The following is a 23,475-nucleotide window of genomic DNA, read 5'->3' on the forward strand; positions in this document are numbered from 1 at the left end:
AGGCTAACAAACCACCCCGGTAAGTGATTCCCCTCGTGCGAGTTGACTGCCGGTCAATACCGGACCGGGCCCGCGGCCGACCCCCGGAACAGGCCGCGCGACCGGTTCCGGAATCAGTCCCGCAGCAGGTCCGGTACGCCTTCCGCGTCCGGTTCGTCGCGGGCCCCCGAGACCACCGTGAGCTGCTGGGTCGCCCGGGTCAGCGCGACGTACAGCACCCGCAGGCCGGCCGGCGACTCGTCCGCGATCTCCGCCGGGGAGACCACGACCGTCGCGTCGTACTCCAGCCCCTTGGCCTCCAGACTGCCCAGCGCCACCACCCGGTCGCCGAGGCCGGCCAGCCAGCGCGCCGCCTGCTCACGCCGGTTCATGGCGACGACGACACCGACCGTGCCGTCCACCTGGTCGAGCAGCCGCCGTGCCTCCGCGCGTACCGTCGCGGCCGGATCGCCGTTCTCCACGACGCGGAAGCGGGGCCGTACGCCCGTGGAGCGCACCGCGCGCGGCGACTCCATGCCGGGCATGGCGAGCGCCAGGACCTTCGACGCCAGCTCGGCGATCTCGGCCGGGTTGCGGTAGTTCACGGTCAGGGTGAAACGGCGGCGCGGGCGGGTGCCGAGCGCCTCGTCGCGCGCCTCCGCCGCCTCGTCCGGGTCCGACCAGGACGACTGCGCCGCGTCGCCGACGACCGTCCAGGTGGCGTGCCGGCCGCGGCGGCCGACCATCCGCCACTGCATGGGGGTCAGATCCTGCGCCTCGTCGACGATGACGTGCGCGTACTCGGTACGCTCCGCCGCCAGCCGTTCGGCCCGCTCGCGCTGCGACTCCTCGCGCTGCGGCATCAGCTCCTCGAGGCCGGTCAGCTGGTCCAGCGGGTCGAGATCGCGCCGCTTCCTGGGCCGGGGCGGCGAGCCGAGCAGCGTCTCCAGCTCGTCCAGGAGCGCCACGTCGTGGACGGAGAGCGGGCCTCCGCCGTCCGGGCCCAGCCGCTTGAGGGAGCGGGCCAGACGGCGGTTCTCGCCCTGGTTGAGGATCCGTCGCGACCAGCGGCCGAGCCGCCGCTCGTCGGCCATCGCCGCGAGCACCCCGCGCGGGGTCAGCTCGGGCCACCAGGCGTCCAGGAAGGCGAGGAAGCTGTCCTCGGACGTGACGTCCTCGTCGAAGGACGAGCGCAGTTCGGCGGCGAGCTCCGCGTCGGTGTGCCGCTGGGCCGACCCGGATTTCGCCCAGAGGGCGTCCAGCAGGAGTCTTCGGGCGCGCGGCCTGAGCAGGTTGACGGGCGCGGTGCCGCTGAGCACGGACTGCCGGATGCGGTTCAGCTCACCGGCCTCCAGCTCCAGCCTGCGGCCGAAGGCGACGACCCGGAGCAGATCGGTCCGTACGGGCGCGACCCCGGCGCCCCCGTCCCCGTCCTCGTCGCCGTCCCCGGCCCCGTCCAGGTCCTCGCCGAAGGCCAGCTGCCCCGGCCGGCCCCGCTGGTCACGGGCCCGGGGCACGGGGCCCGCCGGGAAGGAGCCTTCCAGTGCCCCTCTGGCGGCTTTCCGCAGCACCTTCAGCATCCGCGCCGAGCCCTTGACCCGCGCCACCGCCGGTTCGTCGTACGCCGTGGCCTCCGCGCCGTCCACCAGCGACCCGACCGCGCGGATCGCGACCTGCCCCTCCTCGCCCAGCGACGGAAGCACGCCCTCCGTGTACGCGACGAGCAGCGGGGTCGGCGAGACCACCAGGATGCCGCCCGCGTACCGCCGCCTGTCCTGGTAGAGCAGATACGCGGCGCGGTGCAGCGCCACCGCGGTCTTGCCCGTGCCGGGGCCGCCCGCGACCTCGGTGACCGAGGCGGCGGGGGCACGGATGACCAGGTCCTGCTCGGCCTGGATGGAGGAGACGATGTCCCGCATGGTGTGCCCGCGCGCCTGGCCGAGCGCGGCCATCAGCGCGCCGTCCCCGATGACGGCCAGCGCGGCGCCGTCCAGCGAGGCGGTCAGCTCCGGGCGCATCAGATCGTCCTCGACACCGAGGACCCGGCGCCCCTTGGAGCGGACGACCCGGCGCCGTACCACCCGGCCGGGGTCCACCGGGGTGGCGCGGTAGAACGGCGCGGCGGCGGGCGCGCGCCAGTCGATGACCAGCGGCGAGTAGTCGGAGTCCAGGACTCCGATACGGCCGATGTGCAGCGTCTCGGCGATCTCGGCGGTGCTGCCGGGGCCGATGGCGTCGTCGGCGGGCTCGACCGAGGTGTACGCGCCGTCCGGGCCCTTCTTGCCGTCCTTGCCCCGGAGGAGGTCGATCCGCCCGAACAGGAAGTCCTCGAACTCGTTGTTGAGCCGGTTGAGGTGGATCCCGGCGCGGAACACCTGGGCGTCCCGCTCGGCGAGGGCTCCGGGCGTGCCGACCTGCCCCCTCTTGGCGGCGTCGTTCATCAGGAACTCCGCCTCGTGGATCTTCTCCTCGAGGCGGCGGTACACCTGGTCCAGATGGCGCTGCTCGACGCCGATCTCGCGGTCGCGTACGGAGTCGTGCTCCGTGTCGCGTACGGGATCGACGGCGGGTCCAGCGGTTTCTACAGCGGCATCCTGCGCGGCCACCGAGGCCCCCTTCATGACGTGCATTGGGCAGCCGTCAACCGTACGCGAAGGGGGCGGGTATGTCAGGCGTCGACTTCCACCAGTCGTTTGCCGTCGAACGTACGGACCTCGAAGTGATCGATGTCATTGCTCTCCATGGCCGTACCGCCCTCGACGTAGAGCGGCTTCTTGCCGTTCTCGTCCGGGCTGTCGGGGATGCCGTACCCCCACGCCGGGACCGACCACGAGGTGACGACCTCCTGCTCGCCGGTCTTGGAGACGGCGACCAGACTGCACTTGAGCGGGCCCTTCACGTTCTTCAGCTCCAGGGCGGTGCGGGTGCCCCAGGCCTTCGGCTCCATGGCGATGGCGGCGCTGACCTTGGTGACGGTGTCCGTGGCGCCGATCTTGCCCGGCATACGGGCGAACTCCTGCGCCGGGGTGCGCTCCTCCGCCACCGCCGGGCCCGCCTCGGCGCCGCCCGAGGTGGCGATCCCGACGCCGACGGGCCCGCCGATGATCAGCACCGCGGCGGCGGCGACCAGATACAGCCCCCGGCGCTTGCGCTGGGCGCGCTTGACGGCGACCTCGTCGACCAGCCTGCCGAGCAGCCCCGGGCTGGGCCGCACGGACACGGAGGGCGTCGGCAGCTGTGCGAGGGGCACCGGGGGCGGGGTCAGCGGGGTGGGCGCGAGGAACGGGTCGGGATCGTCCGCCAGCATGGCCAGCATCGGCTCCATCCCGGAGAACTCCTCCAGGTGGACGGCGCAGATCCGGCAGCCGGCCAGATGTGCCTCGAAGGCCGTGGCCTCGGCATCGTCCAGAATTCCGAGAACGTACGCTCCGACGGCTTCATGCACAGTACTTTCGTCGCCCAGTCCGTACTGCTCGTGCGTGGTCATGCCGAGACCCCCCTCTCCTCCAACGCGAGCTTCATCGACCGTAGTGCGTAGAACACACGGGAACGCACGGTCCCGCTGGGTATGCCGAGCGTCTCGGCCGCCTCGTTGACCGTGCGTCCCTTGAAGTACGTCTCCACGAGTACTTCCCGGTGGGCAGGGGTCAAATCCTCAAGCGCGTCCGAGAGCGTCATCAGCCACAACGCCTTGTCGATCTCGTCCTCCGCGGGCATGACCTCCAGCGGCGACGGGTCGACTTCCTGCGGCCGGGCCTGCCGGCTGCGGTGACCGTCGATGACGATGCGCCGGGCGACCGTCACCAGCCAGGGTCGGACAGAGCCGGTCGCCCGATTGAGCTGGCCGGCGTTCTTCCAGGCACGGATGAGCGTTTCCTGTACGACGTCCTCGGCGCGCTGGCGGTCGCCCGCGACGAGACGCATGACGTAGGCGAGCAGCGGTCCCGCGTGTTCCCGGTAGAGGGCGCGCATCATCTCCTCGTCGGGGACGGAGGTGTTGGCGCGCGGTGCCGCGCTCCGGTGTCGGGCCCGGTGAGGGCGGTCATCGGCCACGGCCGCATCTTTGCGCACCTAAACCTCCCGGTCGAGACCTTCATGGCTGCTTCTCCCTCATCACTACGGACGCCCGGGTGAGGGCACTCAATGGCCGACGCAAAAACTTTCAAGATCTTTCGCGTCCGGGGGGAGGGCGAAGCAAGGCGGCATGAGGGGGTTCGCGCCGGTCCGGGACCCGTGCGGGATTGATGGAGGACACGTGGAGGCCATGTCTCCGACTCGCAGAGATACCGTGCGGTAGTTGTCTGAAAATCGCGCAACAACCTTACGGAAAGTTCCGGCGGGCGTTCGCCGGGCACGTACCGGCCGGGCCTCGTCAGGACCGCGCGAGAGCCGCCCTGCGGCGGTGCCTGGCGACCCGCTCGCGGTTGCCGCACACCTCGCTGGAGCACCACCGGCGCCGCCGCCCGCGCGACGTGTCCAGGTAGACGCGCCGGCAGCTGTCGCCCTCGCACTCCCGCAGCCGGGCCCGCGCCGCGGGATCGGTGAGCAGCTCCACCGCGTCCCTGGCCACGGCGGCGAGCAGCGCGTCGCACTCGGGCTCGGCGCTCAGCGCCCGTACGAGATCGCCGTCCTCGTCCCGTACCGCCCTGATGCCCGGCGGCGCCCCCGCTGCCAGCGTGTTCACCCGCTCCAGCGCCCCGGCGGCTTCCCGCCCGTCGATCTCGGCGTGTACCAACTGCCCCACTCTGTCGCGCAGTTCGGCGAAGGACCGGACCCAGCGGGCGTCGACGCCCGCGAGCGGCGTCCCCTCGGGCACCAGCCCCGCGCCGACCAGCCACCGGCCGAGCGGCGCGGCGCCGTCGAGCCGCTCAGGGCCTCTGGAAGTCCGTTCTCCCGTGGCCACCAGATCCAGGCAGATCCGCCCGGAGTCGAACCGCCACTCGTACGAGCCCATGCCCGCCGCCGTGCCCGCCGTCATGTGCCTGTCACCGCCTCGGGTTCACCGTGGGTGCCGTCCTCCTCAGAGTGCCTGCCCCGGGACGCGGCCGGAACCCCTGCTGCCGGTGGCGGTTTCGCCGAAGGCCCGCTAGCCGGCCGCGTTCGGCGGGCCGTTGTGCAGGACACGTTGGAAAAGGTGGTGATCGCGCCACTCGCCACCGATGTGGAGATAGTGCGGGGCCGTGCCGATCAGCTCGAAGCCGCATTTGCGCAGCACGCGCTGCGAGGCGGCGTTGGCGAGGACCGCGGCCGCCTCGACGCGGTGCAGGCCCAGCTCGTCACGGGCGGTGCGGCAGACCTCCTCGACGGCGCGGGTCGCCAGGCCGCGGCCGGTGTACGCGGCGTCGATCCAGTAGCCGAGATTCGCACTCCGAAACGGTCCGAGGGCGATGTTGTGGAGGGTCGCCTCGCCGACGACACGGCCGCCGTCCACGAGATGCCAGCGCCGGACGGCGGGATCGGCGAGCCGGTTCGCCTGGGCCCTGGGCGTGTAGAAGTCGGCGGGACGATCCGGCTCCCAGGGACTCAAGTGGTCCCTGTTGCGGATGAGCGCCTCGGCGACGCGTTCGGCGTCGTCCGGGCTGGCGGGCCTGAGGCGGATCGAGGAGTCATGGGCCATCTTCGTACGGTACCCACGGGGCCGCCGCCCACCGCGATCCGCTTCAGGCTTCCGCTTCAGGAACCCACTTCAGGCGCCTGCTTCGGACAGCTGCTTCACGCGTCCGCGTACGGGGAGTCGGCCGACGGGTCCAGCGCGAGCCGGTAGCCGCGCTTGACCACGGTGTGGATCAGCTCGGGGGCGCCCAGCGCGGCCCGCAGCCGGGCCATCGCGGTCTCGACGGCGTGTTCGTCGCGGCCGGAACCGGGAAGCGCGCGCAGCAGTTCGGCCCGCGACACCACCCAGCCGGGCCTGCGGGTCAGCGCGTGCAGCAGGGCCATTCCGGCGGGCGGCACCGGCCGCGTTTCGCCGTCGACCAGGACCGCGTGACCGCGGATCTCGACGCGGCGGCCCGCGACCGGCAGCGTACGGGCGCGCCCCGGCAGCTCCGTACAGAGCACCTCGACGAGCGGCCCGAGCCGGTAGCGGTCCGGCTGGACGGTGCCGATGCCCCGCTCCTGGAGCGGCCGGGCGGTGACGGGCCCGACGCAGGCGGCCAGGACGTCGTGGCGCAGGGCCGCCAGCAGTTCCGGCAGCCGCCCGCGCTCACCGGCGCGCGACAGCAGGGAGGCGGCGGCGGGCGCGCTGGTGAAGGTGACGGCGTCCACGGCGCGGGCGACGGTCGCGTCGATGAGCCGGTCGACCGGAACGAGATCCTGCGGGGGCATCCAGCGGTGGACGGGTACGACGACGACCTCGGCGCCGCCCTCCCGCAGGGCCTCCACGAACCCGGGCAGCGGCTCCCCGTGCAGCTGGAGCGCGATCCGGCGGCCCTCGACCCCCTCCGCCAGCAGCCGGTCGAGGACCTCGGCCATCGACTCGGAGCCGGGGGACCACGCCTCGGTGAGCCCGGCGGCCCGGAGGGCGCCCTTCACCCCGGGCCCGCGGGCGAGCAGTTCGACGCCGTGCAGACAGGAGAGGAGTTCCTCGCCGTGGCCCCATCCGCCGGCGGCCCCGATCCAGCCGCGGAAGCCGGCGGCCGTGGTCGCCACGACCACATCGGGCACCCGGTCGATCAGCTCTTCGGTGGCGGAGAGCAGCCGCGTGTCCTCGGCGAGCGGCACGATCCGCAGGGCGGGGGCGTGGACGACGGCGCCGCCGCGGTGCCGGAGCAGCGCGCCCAGTTCATCGGCGCGCCGGACGGCGGTGACCCCGATCGTGAAGCCCGCGAGGGGGCCGTGCTGGTGGGCGTCCATGCCTCTCCTCTCCCGCTCGCTTCCGATTCCCGACTGCTTCCGATTCCCGGTCGCCCGCGCTCGCCCCGCTCGCCGACCACGGGGCGCCGTACGGAGGAAGAAGCGGCCGAGCCTGCCAAACACGCGTGACAGGCTCGGTCCACGGGCATTTCGGCGACGTTACGCACGGCCGCGGCATACCGTCGCGTACATACGGCGTCGCCGCCGGGATCCACGCCTCCCCGTGGCCCCGTACGCGTTCCGCCGCCGCCTGTACGGCCCGGCCGGGGCCCGTGAAGGTATACCGCCGGAGTCGACGGCGCCCCGAACAAATCACTTTCCGCGCGCCGCATGTATGACGGAGACTCAGATTTTCTGCGGGGCAGGGCTGTTACGTCGAACGGCATGGCCCGCGCGTCCGTATGGGATTCTGTACGCGACAAGATCGAACACCGACTGTCCCGCATGCCACCCCGAACTGGCGCGGTACCACCGCTTGTCGAGTGGACGGCACCCGGACCGGAGACGGAGGCGACTGATGGCACGTACGACCACGTCCGGCGGGCGCAAGGACAAGCCGGCCACGCTGGCGCTGGTCGCCCGGCGGGCGGGGGTGTCGCCCCAGACCGTGTCCAACGCTCTCAACTCCCCCGATCTGCTGGCCCCGCAGACCCTGGAGCGCGTCCAGCGGGCGATAACGGAGCTGGACTACCGGCCGCACCAGGCCGCGCGCTCGCTGCGCACCCGCTCCAGCCGGCTGATCGGCTACGGCGTCCAGGCGACGCCCGACGGGGTGTCGGGGCCGGTGATGGAGCACTTCCTGCGCGCCTTCTCGGACTCCGCCAACGCGGCCGGGTACCGCGTGCTGCTGTTCGCCGCGCCCATGGACGCGGCGGACGAACCCGACTGCTACGCCGAGCTGTTGCGCGAGCAGTCGGTCGACGCGTTCGTCCTGAGCAATACCTATCGGGGCGATCCGCGCCCCGGCTGGCTGCGCAAGCGCGACATCCCCTTCGTGGCGTTCGGCCGCCCCTGGTCGGCCCGTTCGGTCGGCGACTGGGTGGACGTGGACGGCTGCCACGGCACGGCGACGGCCGTCGACCACCTCGTTTCGCTGGGCCACCGCAGGATCGCCTTCCTCGGCTGGCCGCGCGGCTCCGGCGTCGGGGACGACCGGGCGCGGGGCTGGCGCGAGGCGATGCGCCGGCACGGCCTGTCCGTCCGTGACCTGCGGGTCAGCGCGATGGACGACGTCGACGCCGCACGCGACGCGGTCGCCCGCCTCTTCCCGGCGGGCACCACGGCGGTCGTCGCGGCCAGCGACACCCTCGCCCTCGGCTGCTACCGCGCCCTGCGCGACAGCGGCCGCCTCCCGGGCCGCGACGTCGCGGTCGTCGGCTTCGACGACTCCTCCGCCGCCGCCCTGCTCTCCCCCAGCCTGAGCAGCGTCCGCCAGCCCCTGGAAGAAGTCGGCCGGGCCTGTACCCGTCTGCTCCTGACCAGGATCGGAGACCCGCAGGGCGCCGAGGAGCACGTCCTGCTGACACCGGAGCTGATCGTCCGGGAGAGCTCCGCGCTCCCGGACGCCCGCTGACCTCCCGGCCGCCTCCGGGGCAGCCCTTAGGATCGCTTCGCCGTCCGGCGTATCCGTGCGCCGGCCACGGTCAGGGGGCCGAGCCAGGGAGTTCGCCGTGCTGAAGGCCTTCGCCGATCTGTCCACGCCGCTGGTGGCCGACGCCTGCGTCCGCCACGATGTGCCGCTGCGCGTCGCGCCGGCCGGGGTCGGTGCCGTCGTACACGGTCATCGCCTCGCGGGGCGCGCGCTGCCGGTGCGGCACTACGGGAGCGTGGATGTGTTCCTGGAGGTGTTCGGCCGGGCCGGGCCGGGTGATGTGCTGGTCATCGACAACGGCGGCCGGACGGACGAGGCGTGCGTCGGCGATCTGGCGGTGCTGGAGGCGCGGGCGGCCGGGGTGAGCGGTCTGGCCGTGTGGGGGCTCCACCGGGACACCCCCGAGCTGGCGGAGATCGGCCTTCCGGTGTTCAGCTACGGCGGTTACCCGCCCGGCCCGGTACGGCTGGACGAGCGGGAGCCGGAGGCGCTGGACACCGCGCGGTTCGGGGCGCATCTGGTGAGCGCGGACGACCTGGTCTTCGGTGACGAGGACGGCGTGCTGTTCGTCGCCGCCGAGCACGCCGAAGAGGTACTGGCGACCGCGCACCGCATCCGGGAGACCGAGCGCGAACAGGCCCGCAAGATCGTGGCGGGCGAGACACTGCGCCGCCAGACGGCCTTCGACGACTATCTGGCGCGGCGTACGGCCGACCCGGAGTACACGTTCCGCCGGCATCTGCGGCGGATCGGCGGGGCCATCGAGGAGTAGCCGGACCGGCCGTACCGTGCAAGGAATTTGACGGTATGTCACCATCCGTTTCCGTTCCTCTGCGCATATGGATCCGACGCGAGTCCGGAAACGTCCGGAGCGCACGCCCACGGGGGGACATCTTGCGACCCATCACACGTACCAGAGGCGTTCTGTTCGCCCTCGCGCTGGCGGCCACGGCCGGCACCGCCTGGCCTGCCACGAGCACGGCGGCCGAGCCCGTGACCGGGCGCGCGACCGAACCGACGGCCGGGCCGGCGACCGGGCCGGCCGGGGCGTACGGCGAACCGTGTGTCAGGGAACAGCTCGCCGTGCCCGCCGGGACCCACCGCGCCGAGGTGTACGACGCCGACCCCACCGGCCGGTTCCAGGTCGGTTTCACGATGGACCAGGACTTCGCGTATCACCTGATCCGGTGGACCGACGGCGTACCCGAGGACCTGGGCACCGCCCGCACCGGCGCCACGGGCATCAACGCCCACGGCGACATCGTGGGGTCCGAGTTCGACTCGGAGACCTACCGGTCCGCCGGGTGGCTCTACCGGAACGGCGCGTTCACCGAACTCCCCGGTATCGAGCCGGGCTTCGACACCCTCCCGACGGCCGTGAACGAGGACGGCACGGTCTCCGGAGCCTCCGGCGCTCCCGGGCAGCGGCCCGTGCCGGTGGTCTGGTCGGCGGACGGCGCAGTGCGTCCGCTGGATCTGCCTCCGGGGGACTCCGGCGGGCGGGGCACTGACATCGACGCCGACGGCACCGTCGTCGGCTGGACCGTCGCAGGCCCCGACTCCTCCACGCACGCGGCCCGCTGGAGCCCCGACGGCACGGTGGAGCGCCTCCCCGAGCACCTGCCGGGACCGGAGACCGGGTCGACGGCCGAGGCCGTGGCGGGCGGCACGGTACTCGGGTACGAGGTGTACGCCACGGGCCCGACCACGATCCTGAGCTGGCCGAAGGGGGCCACCGGCCCGGACGTGCTCGGTGCGGGCGAGCCGCAGGCGGTCAACCGGCACGGCTCGGTGGTCGTGCGCACCACGCCGGACACCAAGCTGTGGCTGATCCGGAACGGGGTCACGCGGTCGCTGCCCACGGACTCCACGCCCTTTCCCACCGGCGAGGTGGCGGCGCTGACCGACGACGGCATCGCCTACGGCCGCTGGAACAGCACCCCGGTGCGCTGGGACTGCCGGCTGCCGTAGGGCGTGTCCGTAAAGTCCCGCCCGCCCGGTTCCGCTTCACGGGTTGTCGGGCGTCGAAGCGCCGACAGGGGTGGCGGCGCCGGGGAGCCAGCTCCCGGGGAGACGTTCCAGCCACCCCTCCCGTGCGGCGAGCGCGTCGGCGGCGGCGCGCAGCGCGTCGACTCCCGGATGCTTCAGCCCCTTGCGCCACACCAGCGACAGGGGCGACAGAGGCACGGGGCCGACGAGCGGGCGCAGCACCGCCCCCGGCATCTCCGGGAAGTCCATCACGGCGAGTACGGGCGTCCGGTGCTTCGCCATCACCCGCCGGAACTCCTCGGCCCCGACCGCCATCGGCGCGGGCGGGGCGAGTGCGACGGAGCGCCCGGCGAAGAGCCGCCGCGCCAGCTCCGTCCACTCCAGGGTCCCGGGATTGCCCGCCCCCGCGTACACGCTCTCGCCCGCGAGCGCGTCGAGCGGCACCTCCGCGCTGTCGGCCAGCGGGTGGTCGTACGGCAGCAGCACGGCGAGCCGCTCGTACCGTATGAGCTGATGGGCGAGGCCGGAGCGGAGGGCGGGCGCGAGCCCGTCGACGTATCCGAAGGACGCGTCGAGCCGGCCGGCCAGGATCTCGGTGGCGGCACGCGTCAGGCCGCTCTCGAAGCGGGCCATCAGCTCATGATGCGGGGCGAGTTCGCGCGCCCGCGCCAGCACGCGCCCCGAGACCATGCCCTCGGTGTTGAGATCCACGAGCAGCGGCCGTTCCCCGGCGGCGCGGGCGGCCAGCAGCGCCTCCTGGGCCGCCAGCACGCCCCGGGCGTACGGCAGCAGCCGTTCGCCCTCGGCGGTCAGCGTCACCTGCCGCGTGGTCCGTACGAACAGCTCGGCGTCCAACTCCCGCTCCAGCCGCCTGATGTCGCGGCTCAGCGCCTGCTGGGCGACGTACAGCCGGGCGGCGGCCCGGGTGAAGTGCAGGTCCTCGGCGGCGGCGACAAAGCCGCGGAGCAGCCGGGGGTCGATGTCTCGGGCCATGCCGCATTGAACAACACACCACTGACAACACGCATGCGTGAATGCCCCCGGAGCAGGTGTTGGACCGGACGCGGGGCGTACGGCGAGGGTGAGGGCATGCCGTACTCCCCCGCACCCGACACTCCCCTGCTGGCCGTCACGGGCGACAGCCTGGTCCTGGCACGGCGGTACGACGCCCGCTTCGACCCCACTTCCGAACCCGCTTCCGAACCCGGTCCGCCGAGCGCACCGGAGCCACCGGAGCCGTCGAAAACGCAGAAAGCGGCGCGCCCGCCACGGACAGCGCGCCGCCGGGGCAACCCGTACGCGCGGCTCTTCGCGATCCCCGGTGCCCGCGCCTTCACCGCCGGGAATCTGCTCGCCCGGCTGCCGATGGGCATGTTCAGCGTCAGCGCCGTGATCATGATCGCCGGATCGCGCGGCTCGTACGCGCTGGCCGGAGCCGTCACCGCCACGGGCCTCGCGGCCACCGCGCTGGTGGCGCCCCGGACCGCCCGGCTCGTCGACCGCTACGGACAGGCCCGTATCGCCGTCCCCGCCGCCGCGATCGCCGCGCTGGCCTCGCTCGCCCTGGTCCTGTGCGTACGGTACGAGGCGCCGGACTGGACGCTCTTCGCCGCCTACGCCGCGACCGCCACCACCCCCAACACCGGCGGGATGTCCCGGGCCCGCTGGGCCCATCTGTACCGGGGAGCGAACCCGGAGAACGCCGCGGCCCTGCATACCGCCAACTCCTTCGAGCAGGCGGCCGACGAACTCTGCTTCATGCTGGGCCCGGTGCTCGCCGCCTTCCTGTGCACCGCGGTCTTCCCGGAGGCGGGCACCCTGACCGGCGCGGTCCTGCTGCTGACCGGTGTGCTGGTCTTCGCGGCGCAGCGTTCCACCGAGCCGCCCGCCACCGGCCGTACGGGCGCGGCGCGCGCCCCGCTCCACTCGCCCGCGCTGGCCGCCCTGCTCGCCGTCTTCCTCGCCACGGGCGCCGTGTTCGGCGCGACGGAGGTCGTCACGCTCGCCTTCGCGGACGACCGCGGTCACCAGGCGTGGGCGGGCGGAGTTCTCGCGCTCCAGGCCGCCGGTTCGTGTGCCGCTGGGCTGCTCCTCGGCACGCTGCGCCCCGCCCGCCGGGTCGGGCGGCGGCTGGTGCTGTGCGTCGCCGCGATGTCGGCGCTGCTGTCCCTGCCCCTGCTCGCGGCCACCACGGGGGCGCCCGGGTCCGCGGGGACGCTCCCGCTGCTCGCCTGCGCGCTGCTGATCGCGGGCGCGGCGACGGCCCCGACGATGGTGACGGGCATGACGCTCGTCCAGCGGCTCACCCCGGCGGCCCGGCTCAACGAGGGGATGACGCTGGCCGTCACGGCGCTGCTGGCCGGCATAGCCGCCGGCGCGGCGGCCGGCGGCTGGACCGTGGAACACACCGACCCGGCCCGCGGCTACGCCCTCCCGCTCTGCGCCGCGCTCCTCGCGCTGCTCTTCGCGGCGGCCGGGACGCGCCGCTTCGGGCACGACGAAGGCCCCGCTGCCTGAGCAGCGGGGCCTTCGCCTGCGGTATTCAATTGAAAACATGGGAATTGTGGAGATGGCGGGAATCGAACCCGCGTCCAACGGTGCGGAACCAGGGCTTCTCCGAGCGCAGTCCGTTTCGCTTTTCTCGGCCCCGGAGATCACACGGACAAGTCTCCGACGGGCTCAGTCACTGTTTGGTTTCCCTCTGCTCCCCGTGACCGGGCTCAGAGGTTTAGTCCCCTAGCTGATGCCAGGATCCGGGTCGGGAACAGCCCCGGGCTGACACTCCGCAGAGTCTTCGCTAGCTGCTAATTAGGCAGCGAGGGCGAAGGCGGAGGAATCGCGCTTAGAAGTGGCGATTATTGTTTGCGACATATGGTTTACGAGATCATTGCCGCTTCCTCGGCTCGCTTCACCTGCTTCGACATCCGCTGTCGAAACCGATCATCCCCATGTTGTTTTTTCAAACGTGCTCATTTTTCGAGCGTGCACCCGCTGTGAGGTGCGGGACCCATCGTACGTGACCAACGCACGACGGTGCCAGCCCATTCCACCGCGCCCCGGCCGAAGCGGCGCCGACCGGGAACGCCGACGGGTCCGGTCAGGCCCGCTGGCGCCGCTTCGCCGCCGAGATCGCCCGGTCGGTCTCGCGCCGGTCCTGCTTCTCGCGCAGCGTCTGCCGCTTGTCGTACTCCTTCTTGCCCTTCGCCAGCGCGATCTCGACCTTCGCCCGGCCGTCCTTGAAGTACAGCGCGAGGGGCACGATCGTGTGACCCGTCTCCTGCGACTTGGACTCCAGCTTGTCGATCTCGACCCGGTGCATCAGCAGCTTCCGCTTGCGCCGGGCGGAGTGGTTGGTCCAGGTCCCCTGCGTGTACTCCGGCACATGGACGTTGTGCAGCCACGCCTCGTGTCCGTCGATCTGGACAAATCCGTCCACCAGGGAGGCCCGCCCCTGGCGCAGGGACTTCACCTCGGTACCCGTCAGCACGAGACCGCACTCATACGTGTCGATAATGAGGTAGTCGTGCCGCGCCTTCTTGTTCTGCGCGATCAGTTTGCGCCCAGTTTCCTTAGCCATAGTCCCGCCATTTTCTCACCCCGGCGCAACTTCTTTACTCCGCGCCGCCGAGCCCGCTCAGTACCGACCTCGCCCGCTCCTGGGCGCCGTCGCTCACCTGGAGATCGGGGGTGACCCCGCGGCCGTCGACCCCATGGCCGGCCGGGGTGCGGTACGTGCCGACGGTCAGCTCGGCGACGGAGCCGTCGGGAAGCGTGCTCGGCATCTGGACCGAGCCCTTGCCGAAGGTGCGCGAGCCGACGGTGACGGACCGGCCGCGGTCCTGGAGGGCACCGGTGAGCAGTTCGGCCGCGCTCATCGTGCCGCCGTCGACCAGCACCACCACCGGGCGGCTGGTGTCGCCGCCGGGATCCGCGTACAGCGCGCGCTCCTCGCCCCGTATGTCGTACGTGGCGACCAGACCGCCGTCGAGGAAGGCGGAGGCGGCGGTGACGGCCTCGGCGACCAGTCCGCCCGCGTTGCCCCGCAGGTCGAGCAGGACGCCGGCGCCCTTCGGCGCGGCACTGACCGCGTCCCGTACCCGCTGGCCGGTCCCCTTGGTGAACGCGTCCACCGTGATCCGCAGCGCGCCGCCCTCGATCGTGTCGACCGTGACGGATTCGGTGGTGAGCCGGGCGCGGCGCAGGCTCTCCGTCCAGCGGTGGCCGTCCCGCTCCAGTCCGAGCGCGACGGTGGTGCCGACGACGGACACGCCGTCGCCCTTCCCCCCGCCGCGCAGCAGCGCCATGATCTCCGTGACGGGCCGCTTCCTGATGCCGCGGCCGTCGATGTCCCTGATGATGTCGCCCGGCCCGATACCGGCCCGCTGCGCGGGACCGCCGGGGTGGACCCGGGTGACCTCGACCAGACCGTCGGCGGTACGTCTCGCCCACAGCCCGACACCGGTGTACGAGCCGTCCAGGGCCTGCTGGAACTCCTCGTACTCGCTCTTGTCGTACACCGAGCCCCAGCGGTCGCCGCTGCGGCTGACGACCTCCTCGGCCGCTTCCGTACCGGACTTGCCGTTGGCCATGGCCTCGGCGGCGGCCCTGGCGACCTCGTCGCGGTCGGCCGTCGACGCCACGGGCCGGGTGTGCACGCGGGGCGCGTCCTCCTCGCCGTACGGCAGGAGGCCCGTCGCCGCGGCGGTGCCGAGCACCCCCGCGAAGAGCAATGTCAGGGCGGCCCCGCGGCGTACACCGCGGGACGTTCGGTGCAACTGGTGCAACTCGGAACCCGACATGAGGTTGAGTCTAGGACAACACCGAACGGCAGAACGGTGCTTGTCGCCTCCGCGCCAGGGGCGCTTGTCACACCCGGAGGTACTTGCGCAGCGCGACGAAAGCGGCCACGGCGGGCATCAGCAGACCGATCGCGAGCACCAGCGGAAGCTTGGCCAGCACCGCGTCCCAGCCGATGAAGTTGACGAGTTCCATCTTCTGGGCGAGCGCGAGACCGTTGTCGATCAGGAAGTAGCGGCCCGCCAGCAGCATGGCGCAGGCGACCACACCACCGATCAGTCCCGCGAACGCGGCCTCCATGATGAACGGCATCTGGATATAGAAACTGGAGGCGCCGACGAGCCGCATGATCCCGGTCTCCCGGCGTCGGCTGAACGCCGATACGCGAACGGTGTTCACGATCAGCATCAGCGCGATGACCAGCATCAGCGCCATCACACAGAGCGCCGCGATATTCATGCCGTTCATCAGGTCGAAGAGGTTCTGGAGGATGTTCCGCTGGTCCTGGACGGACTCGACCCCGTCCCGGCCCGCGAAGGCCGTCGCCACCACCTTGTACTTCTCGGGGTCCTCCAGCTTCACGCGGAAGGACTCCGGCATCTGGTCCGGGGTGATCGTGGCGGCGAGCGGGGTGTCGCCGTAGCGCTCCTTGTAGTGCTTGTACGCCTCGTCCGCCGTCTCGTGGTGGACCGTCTCGACGAGGTCCATCTTCTTCAGATCGGCCTCGATCTGCTGCCTCTGCTGGCTGGTGACCGAGCCCTTGGCGCACTGGGGCGCGGTCGCCGCGTCGTTCTTGTTGCAGAGGAAGATGGAGACATTGACCTTGTCGTACCAGTAGTCCTTCATCACGCTGACCTGCTCGCGCATGAGCAGCGCGCCGCCGAACAGGGCGAGCGAGAGGGCTACGGAGACGATGACCGCGAAGGTCATCGTGAGATTTCGGCGAAGACCGACGCCGATCTCCGACAGGACGAACTGGGCGCGCATGGCGTCCTTTCAGCTTTCGGTACTCAGTGCTCGGTACTCGGTGTGCTCAACGCTCAGTGCTGGTAGCCGTAGACGCCGCGTGCCTGGTCGCGCACGAGACGGCCCTTCTCCAGCTCGATCACACGCTTGCGCATCTGGTCGACGATGTTCTGGTCGTGGGTCGCCATCACGACGGTGGTACCGGTGCGGTTGATGCGGTCCAGCAACTTCATGATGCCGACCGAAGTCTGCGGGTCGAGGTTGCCGGTCGGTTCGTCCGCGATGAGCAGCATGGGACGGTTGACGAAGGCCCGCGCGATCGCGACGCGCTGCTGCTCACCACCGGAGAGCTCACCGGGCATCCGGTCCTCCTTGCCGCCGAGGCCGACGAGATCGAGGACCTGCGGTACGGACTTGCGGGTCTCGCCGCGGGACTTGCCGATGACCTCCTGCGCGAACGCGACGTTCTGCGCCACGGTCTTGTTCGGCAGCAGCCGGAAGTCCTGGAAGACGGTGCCCAGCTGGCGGCGCATCTGCGGCACCTTCCAGTTGGACAGGCGCGCGAGGTCCTTGCCGAGGACATGCACCATGCCGTGGCTGGCGCGCTCCTCGCGCAGAAGCAGTCTCAGGAAGGTCGACTTTCCGGAACCGGACGAGCCGACGAGGAAGACGAACTCGCCCTTCTCGATCTCAAGGGAGACATCACGCAGAGCGGGGCTGTTCTGTTTCGGGTAGGTCTTGGAGACGTTGTCGAATCGGATCACGGGTGCACCACGGTCGGCCGGGAGTAGGTGAGCGAGACCTTACGCGAACCGCACTGCCGCGCGCAGTCCGCGTCCGTTGTTGGAACAGTGCCCGGGGACGGGCTTGGGCCGATTTATCACGGATGGCACCGGGCCGCCAGCGGTGAGGTCCACCAGGAATCCGGCCGACCGCGCCGAAACGGCCGGGAACTGGCAGAGTGGAGGGGGGAACGGTCGTGTTTCCCGGAGCGTTGAGCGGAGAGACACTGGCTGCGGCTCCGCCGCGCGGTGAGGAGGAATGCGCATGACCTACGACAGACTGGTGTGCGCCAACTGCGCGGGACCCGTCAGCGAGGGCCGCTGCCGCGTGTGCCGCGCCAACAGGGAGCGTCTTCAGCAGCAGGGTCCCCTGGGCGGCCTGAGCCCGGTGGCGCTGCTCACACTGCTGGTGGTGCTCGTCGCGGCGGTGGCGCTGATGGCCGCGTATCAGCCCGCGTGACCTCCGCCCCGTAGGACGAACGACCCCGGACCCGCAGAACGCACGCATGAGGGGCCCGGACGCCTGACAGGTGTCCGGGCCCCTCATTTTCACGTGCCTGCGGTGTGGTGCGTACTACACCGTTCAGACGGCCGTACGGCCGCCGCCGACCAGACGCGGCAGCATCCGGAAGCCGATACCGCCGGCGATCATGGTCGCGGCACCGATCAGCAGGAACGTGGTCTCGGCGGCGCCGGTCTCCGCCAGCTCCTCCTTGGCCGCACCCTGCTCGACCGGCTGCGAGCCGACACTGTCGGTGTCGGTGTTGTCGCCACCCGTGGTCGCGCCACCGGTGGAGCCGCCGTCGGTGCCACCGCCGGTGGTGGTGGTGCCACCGTCCGTGGTGCCACCGTCGGTCGTCCCGCCATCGGTGGTCCCGCCATCGGTCGTGCCACCGTCCGTGGTCCCACCATCGGTGGTCCCGCCGTCCGTCGTACCACCGTCGGTCGTGCCACCGTCGGTGGTCCCGCCGTCCGTGGTGCCGCCATCGGTCGTGCCGCCGTCCGTGGTCCCACCATCGGTGGTCCCGCCGTCCGTCGTACCACCGTCGGTCGTCCCACCGTCGGTGGTCCCGCCATCGGTCGTCCCGCCGTCCGTGGCCCCACCATCGGTGGTCCCGCCGTCCGTCGTACCACCATCGGTCGTCCCACCATCGGTGGTGCCACCGTCGGTGGTGCCACCGTCAGTCGTCCCACCGTCCGTGGTGCCGCCCACAGTCGTGCCGACCGTCGCGCCGCCGTCGGTGGTGCCACCGTCCGTGGTGCCACCCGTGGTGTCCTCGTTACCGATACCCAGACCGACATCGGCGATCGGAGTGGACACGCCGATACCAACGGCCTGAGCGGCGCCCGCGATGGTCAGCGAGGCGCCCGCGGCGATCACCGCGCCGGCCGCCACACGTGCCACGCGGATCCGCGTCTTCTTGGTCATCTGGCTGCTACCCCCAGTAGCTCATTCGTCAGTGGTGCAGCGTCCGGGGCAGCGGCCGCTGGGGGTTCGCGTACTCCGCCCCCGGTCTCACGCGCCCCGAATTACGCATGCCACGCGCCAGCGTCGCCGGTTTTCATATACGCGTCAAGGTCGTTGCGCGTGCGATGACCGATATCGCGTCAGTTGTCCGGCATGCGGGGATGCAACTGTGACGTAAAAGGGAACTGCCGCCCTACGAACGGCAGTTCCCTTGTCGACAAAGCGCGAATTTACTTGTCCTGCTGCTTGCGCCAGCGAATTCCGGCTTCCAGGAATCCGTCGATCTCGCCGTCGAGCACACCCTGCGGATTACCGACCTCGAACTCCGTCCGCAGGTCCTTGACCATCTGATAGGGGTGCAGAACGTAGGAACGCATCTGGTTGCCCCAGGAGTTGCCGCCGTCACCCTTGAGCGCGTCCATCCTGGCCTGCTCCTCCTGACGGCGGCGTTCGAGCAGCTTCGCCTGGAGGACGTTCATGGCGCTCGCCTTGTTCTGGATCTGGGAGCGCTCGTTCTGGCAGGACACCACGATGCCGGTCGGGATATGCGTGATACGCACCGCGGAGTCAGTCGTGTTGACGCCCTGCCCGCCGGGCCCCGAGGCGCGGTAGACATCCACGCGCAGCTCGGACTCGTCGATCTCGACATGGTCGCTGGACTCCACCACGGGGAGCACCTCGACACCCGCGAACGAGGTCTGCCGGCGGCCCTGGTTGTCGAACGGCGAGATCCGGACAAGACGGTGGGTGCCCTGCTCCACGGAGAGCGTGCCGTAGGCGTACGGCGCCTTGACGACGAAGATGGTCGACTTGATGCCGGCCTCCTCCGCGTACGAGGTCTCGTAGACCTCCGTCGGATAACCGTGCCGCTCGGCCCAGCGCAGATACATGCGCTGAAGCTGCTCGGCGAAGTCCGCGGCGTCCACGCCACCGGCCTCGGCGCGGATATTGACGAGCGCCTCGCGCTCGTCGTACTCGCCCGAGAGGAGCGTACGGACCTCCATCTCGTCCAGCGCCTTCTTCACCGACAGCAACTCGGACTCGGCCTCGGCGCGGGTGTCCGCGTCATCCTCGGCCTCGGCCAGCTCGAAGAGCACTTCCAGGTCGTCGATGCGCCCACGCAGCGCCTCGGTCTTACGGACCTCGGCCTGCAGGTGCGAAAGCTTGCTGGTGATCTTCTGCGCCGCCTCGGGGTCGTCCCAGAGGGACGGGGCCGCGGCCTGCTCCTCGAGCACGGCGATGTCGGCCCTCAGTTTGTCGAGGTCCAGGACGGCCTCGATCGACCCCATGGTCGAGGAGAGGGACTTCAGCTCTTCGGATACATCGACGACTGCCACGGCACCAGCGTAACCCTTCTTTTTTTGGGGCTCGGTTCACCTCCGGGGCGCCTTAAGCCAACGTCGACGGTCGACCGTGCTCGATTCGCTCGTACCTCACGAACCTCCGCCCGCGCGGCGGAGCCGCATATCGAGCACAGCCTCCCTTACGACAGCGGCGCGCCCCTTCGGCTCACTCGCCACCGGAAAGACGGCACCCGGAACGGAGCGGCACCCCGCCCCGACCCGCACCCCGCGACAGAACAGGGCGACCACCGGCCCGCACCCGCCCCCTCCCCACACGGATCGCCGCGTTGCGGGGACCCACCGAGGGGAGGAGGCCGGGGCCGCAGGAGGTGCGTGTCCGGACACTGAAGCGTGATGTGTGGCGCACGGACGCCCGAACCATCGTCAGGGCAGAGTCGCGCCGTACATCATGCCGTCCGGACATGTACCTCCGGAGGCCCCGGACCCCGGCACCAGCCGTACGAAACCGCAACCCCACCGCGCCCCGCACCACGCCCCCGCCGGGAGGCGCTACGGCGCCGGCGACGTCGTCCGCTGGGAGTCCCGGGGCGCGTCCGCGCCGTCCTCGCCCAGCGCCAGCCAGCCCCCCACCCCCACCGCCGCGACCAGCAGCACCGCCATCGCCCCCAGCGTGATCCGGCGCTTCCGCACCGCCTCCGCCTTGTGCCGCGCCGATCCCGGCCGCCGCTGCCCCGGAGACCGCGGCGCCCGCGCCGTGCCGCGCGCCCCGCCCGCCAGTTCGTCCGGTCCCGGCACCCGCATGCTCGTATGCGTGTCCCGGTTGGAGTCGGGCACCGCGCCGGGGACGAGCGGCACCGCTCCCCGGCGGCGCGGCTCCTCGGGGGCCGACGGCGCGGACGCCGCTGACGGATCCGGTTCGTACGGCCGCTCCGCTGGCTCCGCGTCCGGCTCGTCCACGTCCAGCGGCGGGATGCCCGCGAGCGTCGGCAGCTGTTCCCGCAGCCGCGCCGCCAGCTCCGAGGCGCGCAGCCGGGAGGCCGGGGCCTTCGCCAGGCACTGGACGAGCAGCTGCCACAGCTCCTCGGGGATACCGGGCAGCGGTACGACGGTCTCGGTCACATGCCGGCGCAGCACGGCGCCGGGGTGGCCGCCGCCGAACGGGGTGAAGCCCGCGAGCAGCTCGTACAGGACGGTGGCCAGCGCGTAGATGTCGACGGCCGCGCGCGGCGGCAGGCCCTCCACGATCTCGGGTGCCAGATAGTCGGGGGTGCCGATGATCTTGGACGCCTTGGTGCGCCGGGGGGTGTCGATGAGCTTGGCCACACCGAAGTCGGTGAGCAGCGCGGGGTGCGCGCCGCCGGGGCCGAGCGGGCCCTCCATGTCGAGGAGGATGTTCTCGGGCTTGACGTCGCGGTGGACGACGCCGGCGGCGTGCGCGGCGGCGAGCCCGTCGGCGACATCCGCGATGATCGCGACCGCGGCCTCGGGGGCGAGGCGGCGCTCGCGGTCGAGGCGGGTACGGAGATCCGTTCCGCGGACCAGTTCCATGACGAGCGCGAGGTCGTTGCCGTCCACCACGAGGTCACGGACGGCGACCACCCGGGGGTGGTCGAGTCCGAGCAGGGCGGTGCGCTCCTGGACGAAGCGTCCGACCAGTTCCTGGTCCGACGCGAGGTCCTCGCGCAACAGTTTGATGGCGACGGGGCCCTCGGGCCCTTCCCCGAGCCACACCGTGCCGGCGCTGCCCCGTCCCAGGATCTGGTGGGCGGTGTACCGGCTGCCGATATTCCGTGCCAAGACTGCTCCCTCAGCGGCTGGCGTTGCCCCTCAAAGTACGCGGGTATCGGGGTGTTCCGTGCCCTGGTCGGCACCGTCACCCGCTTCGGCGGGGGAAATAGCACGATCCGGGGGATACGTCCCTCATCCCCCGGCCACGCGTGCCCCCGTCACTGTCCCGAGACCGTGCCGCCCAGCTCCGAGATCCAGTCCGTCACCGTCGAGATCGCGTCACCGATCGCGGTCCAGTAGCTCTGGCCCTGGGCCACCCAGTCCTGAAGCGGCGTCAGTTCCCAGATGAGCCAGCCCGCGACGAAGAGCAGGACCAGCGTGAAGAGACAGCCCTTGAGGCAGCCCAGGCCGGGGATCCGCATCGGGTTGGCGTTGCGCTGGCGGGGCGGGCGCGGCTCGCGCTGCTGGCGGGGGGCCGGTGCCTGCGGCTGCTGGGGCGGCGGCTGCGGGGGCGCGTACTGCTGGCGTGGTGCCGGGGCGTACGGCTGTTGCTGCTGCGGGGGCGGCGCGTACCGCTGCTGTCGCTGGGGCGGCTGCGCGGGCCGCTGGTGCCCGGGGGGCTGCTGGGGCGGGTGCTGGGGCTGTCGTTGCGGGCGGCGGCGCAGCGGGTCCTGGCTCGGGTCGAGGTACTGGACCTGCGTCTGCTCGTTGCGGTCGCGGGCGGCCCGCATCTGGCCCTGCCAGGGGTGCGGGCCCTCGGGGTCCACCGGTACGGGCGGCATGACCGAGGTGGGGTCGGCGGCACCGGGGCCGTGACCGGGGCCGCCGCCGGGACCGGTGGACGGCATGACGCTGGTCGCCGCGTTCGGGTCGTACGAGCCGGCGTTGCTCGGCAGGACCTGCGTCGGGTCGGCCGCGCCCGGTGTGTCGGGCACGGGCGCGGGCGCCGGGTCGGGCGCGAGGAGCGCGCCGACGCCGAGCGCGGCGTCGACCTGGGCGGGCGTGGAGTGCACGCCGACACCGGCGGCGACGGTCCGCAGTCCGCGGGCGAGGTTCTCGGCGCTCGGCCGCTGGTCCGGGTCCTTGCGCAGGCAGCGCTCTATGACCGTCCACAGCGGCTCGGGCACGGTGGTGGGGCGGCGCGGCTCCTCGCTGAGGTGGCGCTGGAGCACTTCGAGCGCGGTCGCGCCGGCGAACGGCGGGCGTCCCGTGACCAGTTCGTACAGCAGGATGCCCGCGCCGTAGATGTCGACGGCGGAGGTCTGCGGACGGCCCTCGGCGGACTCCGGCGCGACATAGGCGGGGGTGCCGACGAACTCGTGCGTGCGGGTCAGTCCCGGGGAGTCCGCGAGGCGCGCGATGCCGAAGTCGGTGAGCATCGGGTGCAGCCGCTCGCCGTCGTTCCTGAGCAGGACGTTGGCGGGCTTGAGGTCGCGGTGCACGACGCCGTCGGCGTGGCTGGCGGCGAGCGCGTCCGCGATCTGGGCGGTCAGCAGGGCCGCCGCGACGGGGCTGAACGGCCCGTTCTCGCGCAGATAGCGGTGCAGGTCGGGGCCGTCGACCAGATCCATGACGAGCGCGAGGAGATCGCCCTCGACCACCAGGTCGCGGGTGCGCACGATGTTGGGGTGGGTGAGGCGGAGCAGTACGGAGCGTTCGCGCAGGAAGCGCATCACGACATCCGCGTCGTTCGCCAGCTCCTCCTTGAGGACCTTGATCGCGACGGTCTCGCCGGGCTGGCCGGCCACGGCCGCCTCGGCTCCCGCGGTCTCACGCTGACGGGCTCGCCAGACGGTGCCCGTGGCGCCGCGTCCCAGCGGCTCCTCGAGCAGGTACTTGCTGCCTACCGGCCGCACGTCATGCGCTCCCTGCTGGTCGTGGTCATCTCGTCCCCCGGCCCCGCCGGGTCTCCGACCCACTCTAGACGGGCCCCGCAAGTCACCCGCCCGTCCTCTTCCGGTCCCACTCCGATCCCGCTCGGATACGGTCCCGAACCGACCCGGCCCGGGTCCGGTCGGG

20 protein-coding genes and 1 other RNA gene are annotated in these 23,475 nt (G+C 71.8%); 5 read left to right on the forward strand and 16 right to left on the reverse strand.

Features of this window, described 5'->3' with window-relative positions:
• Positions 1–113: 113 nt before the first annotated feature.
• The 6 genes from CU044_RS15120 to CU044_RS15145 all read right to left on the reverse strand — a co-directional run bounded on the left by CU044_RS15120 (position 114) and on the right by CU044_RS15145 (position 6,831).
• A complete protein-coding gene (locus CU044_RS15120) occupies positions 114–2,609 on the reverse strand; it encodes a UvrD-helicase domain-containing protein (RefSeq protein ID WP_240045611.1) in 2,496 nt (831 codons plus the stop codon).
• A gap of 38 nt (positions 2,610–2,647) precedes the next feature.
• Complete coding sequence (locus CU044_RS15125) at positions 2,648–3,466, reverse strand: zf-HC2 domain-containing protein (protein WP_129769097.1); 819 nt, start codon at positions 3,464–3,466, stop codon at positions 2,648–2,650.
• Positions 3,463–4,050, reverse strand: a complete 588-nt coding sequence (locus tag CU044_RS15130; protein ID WP_129769098.1) for a sigma-70 family RNA polymerase sigma factor — start codon at positions 4,048–4,050, stop codon at positions 3,463–3,465. Before CU044_RS15130 ends, CU044_RS15125 begins: the two co-directional genes overlap by 4 nt.
• A 301-nt stretch (positions 4,051–4,351) precedes the next feature.
• Positions 4,352–4,957 (reverse strand): CGNR zinc finger domain-containing protein, encoded by a 606-nt coding sequence (locus CU044_RS15135; RefSeq protein ID WP_129769099.1) that lies wholly within the window; start codon positions 4,955–4,957, stop codon positions 4,352–4,354.
• A 108-nt stretch (positions 4,958–5,065) separates the two neighbouring features.
• Positions 5,066–5,596 carry a GNAT family protein gene (locus CU044_RS15140; protein WP_129769100.1) on the reverse strand — a complete coding sequence of 177 codons (531 nt, stop codon included), beginning with the start codon at positions 5,594–5,596 and terminating at the stop codon, positions 5,066–5,068.
• Positions 5,597–5,691: 95 nt separating this feature from the next.
• Complete coding sequence (locus tag CU044_RS15145; protein WP_129769101.1) at positions 5,692–6,831, reverse strand: uroporphyrinogen-III synthase; 1,140 nt, start codon at positions 6,829–6,831, stop codon at positions 5,692–5,694.
• 517 nt (positions 6,832–7,348) lie between these two features.
• Here CU044_RS15145 and CU044_RS15150 point away from each other — a divergent pair.
• The 3 genes from CU044_RS15150 (at position 7,349) to CU044_RS15160 (ending at position 10,393) form a co-directional block, all read left to right on the forward strand.
• The gene (locus tag CU044_RS15150) at positions 7,349–8,404 is read left to right on the forward strand and encodes a LacI family DNA-binding transcriptional regulator (RefSeq protein WP_129769102.1); all 1,056 of its coding nucleotides are present in this window, start codon (positions 7,349–7,351) and stop codon (positions 8,402–8,404) included.
• Positions 8,405–8,501: 97 nt separating this feature from the next.
• Positions 8,502–9,194, forward strand: a complete 693-nt coding sequence (locus tag CU044_RS15155; RefSeq protein ID WP_129769103.1) for an RraA family protein — start codon at positions 8,502–8,504, stop codon at positions 9,192–9,194.
• A gap of 122 nt (positions 9,195–9,316) precedes the next feature.
• Positions 9,317–10,393, forward strand: a complete 1,077-nt coding sequence (locus CU044_RS15160) for a hypothetical protein (RefSeq protein WP_129769104.1) — start codon at positions 9,317–9,319, stop codon at positions 10,391–10,393.
• A 36-nt stretch (positions 10,394–10,429) separates the two neighbouring features.
• On the opposite strand, the gene CU044_RS15165 is transcribed toward CU044_RS15160, so the two are convergent.
• Entirely contained in the window at positions 10,430–11,404 is a 975-nt protein-coding gene (locus CU044_RS15165; RefSeq protein WP_129769105.1) for a LysR family transcriptional regulator, read from the reverse strand.
• 96 nt (positions 11,405–11,500) lie between these two features.
• Between CU044_RS15165 and CU044_RS15170 the strand changes: the two genes are divergently transcribed.
• Positions 11,501–12,928 carry an MFS transporter gene (locus CU044_RS15170; RefSeq protein WP_129769106.1) on the forward strand — a complete coding sequence of 476 codons (1,428 nt, stop codon included), beginning with the start codon at positions 11,501–11,503 and terminating at the stop codon, positions 12,926–12,928.
• A 44-nt stretch (positions 12,929–12,972) separates the two neighbouring features.
• Here the strand turns inward: CU044_RS15170 and ssrA are convergent.
• From ssrA to ftsE, 5 genes are all read right to left on the reverse strand, one after another.
• Positions 12,973–13,359, reverse strand: a transfer-messenger RNA (tmRNA) gene (ssrA, locus tag CU044_RS15175).
• A 149-nt stretch (positions 13,360–13,508) separates the two neighbouring features.
• On the reverse strand, positions 13,509–13,988 hold the full coding sequence (smpB, locus tag CU044_RS15180; protein WP_129769107.1) for an SsrA-binding protein SmpB: 480 nt from the start codon (positions 13,986–13,988) through the stop codon (positions 13,509–13,511).
• A 34-nt stretch (positions 13,989–14,022) separates the two neighbouring features.
• Entirely contained in the window at positions 14,023–15,210 is a 1,188-nt protein-coding gene (locus CU044_RS15185) for a S41 family peptidase (protein WP_129769108.1), read from the reverse strand.
• A 67-nt stretch (positions 15,211–15,277) separates the two neighbouring features.
• Positions 15,278–16,195: a permease-like cell division protein FtsX gene (gene ftsX, locus CU044_RS15190; protein WP_129769109.1), complete on the reverse strand. Its 918-nt coding sequence runs from the start codon at positions 16,193–16,195 to the stop codon at positions 15,278–15,280.
• 53 nt (positions 16,196–16,248) lie between these two features.
• On the reverse strand, positions 16,249–16,938 hold the full coding sequence (ftsE, locus tag CU044_RS15195) for a cell division ATP-binding protein FtsE (protein WP_030355142.1): 690 nt from the start codon (positions 16,936–16,938) through the stop codon (positions 16,249–16,251).
• Between the two features lie 283 nt (positions 16,939–17,221).
• Between ftsE and CU044_RS15200 the strand changes: the two genes are divergently transcribed.
• Positions 17,222–17,416: a hypothetical protein gene (locus CU044_RS15200; protein WP_030355143.1), complete on the forward strand. Its 195-nt coding sequence runs from the start codon at positions 17,222–17,224 to the stop codon at positions 17,414–17,416.
• A 123-nt stretch (positions 17,417–17,539) separates the two neighbouring features.
• Here CU044_RS15200 and CU044_RS15205 read toward each other — a convergent pair whose 3' ends face one another.
• The 4 genes from CU044_RS15205 to CU044_RS15220 form a co-directional block, all read right to left on the reverse strand.
• Positions 17,540–18,385: a hypothetical protein gene (locus tag CU044_RS15205; protein ID WP_129769110.1), complete on the reverse strand. Its 846-nt coding sequence runs from the start codon at positions 18,383–18,385 to the stop codon at positions 17,540–17,542.
• Between the two features lie 269 nt (positions 18,386–18,654).
• The gene (gene prfB / locus CU044_RS15210; RefSeq protein WP_030355145.1) at positions 18,655–19,761 is read right to left on the reverse strand and encodes a peptide chain release factor 2; all 1,107 of its coding nucleotides are present in this window, start codon (positions 19,759–19,761) and stop codon (positions 18,655–18,657) included.
• 516 nt (positions 19,762–20,277) lie between these two features.
• Entirely contained in the window at positions 20,278–21,525 is a 1,248-nt protein-coding gene (locus CU044_RS15215; protein WP_129769111.1) for a serine/threonine-protein kinase, read from the reverse strand.
• A 149-nt stretch (positions 21,526–21,674) separates the two neighbouring features.
• On the reverse strand, positions 21,675–23,312 hold the full coding sequence (locus CU044_RS15220) for a serine/threonine-protein kinase (RefSeq protein WP_129769112.1): 1,638 nt from the start codon (positions 23,310–23,312) through the stop codon (positions 21,675–21,677).
• Positions 23,313–23,475 lie beyond the last annotated feature (163 nt).

The organism is Streptomyces sp. L-9-10, from assembly GCF_004151105.1.
Lineage (GTDB): Bacteria > Actinomycetota > Actinomycetes > Streptomycetales > Streptomycetaceae > Streptomyces.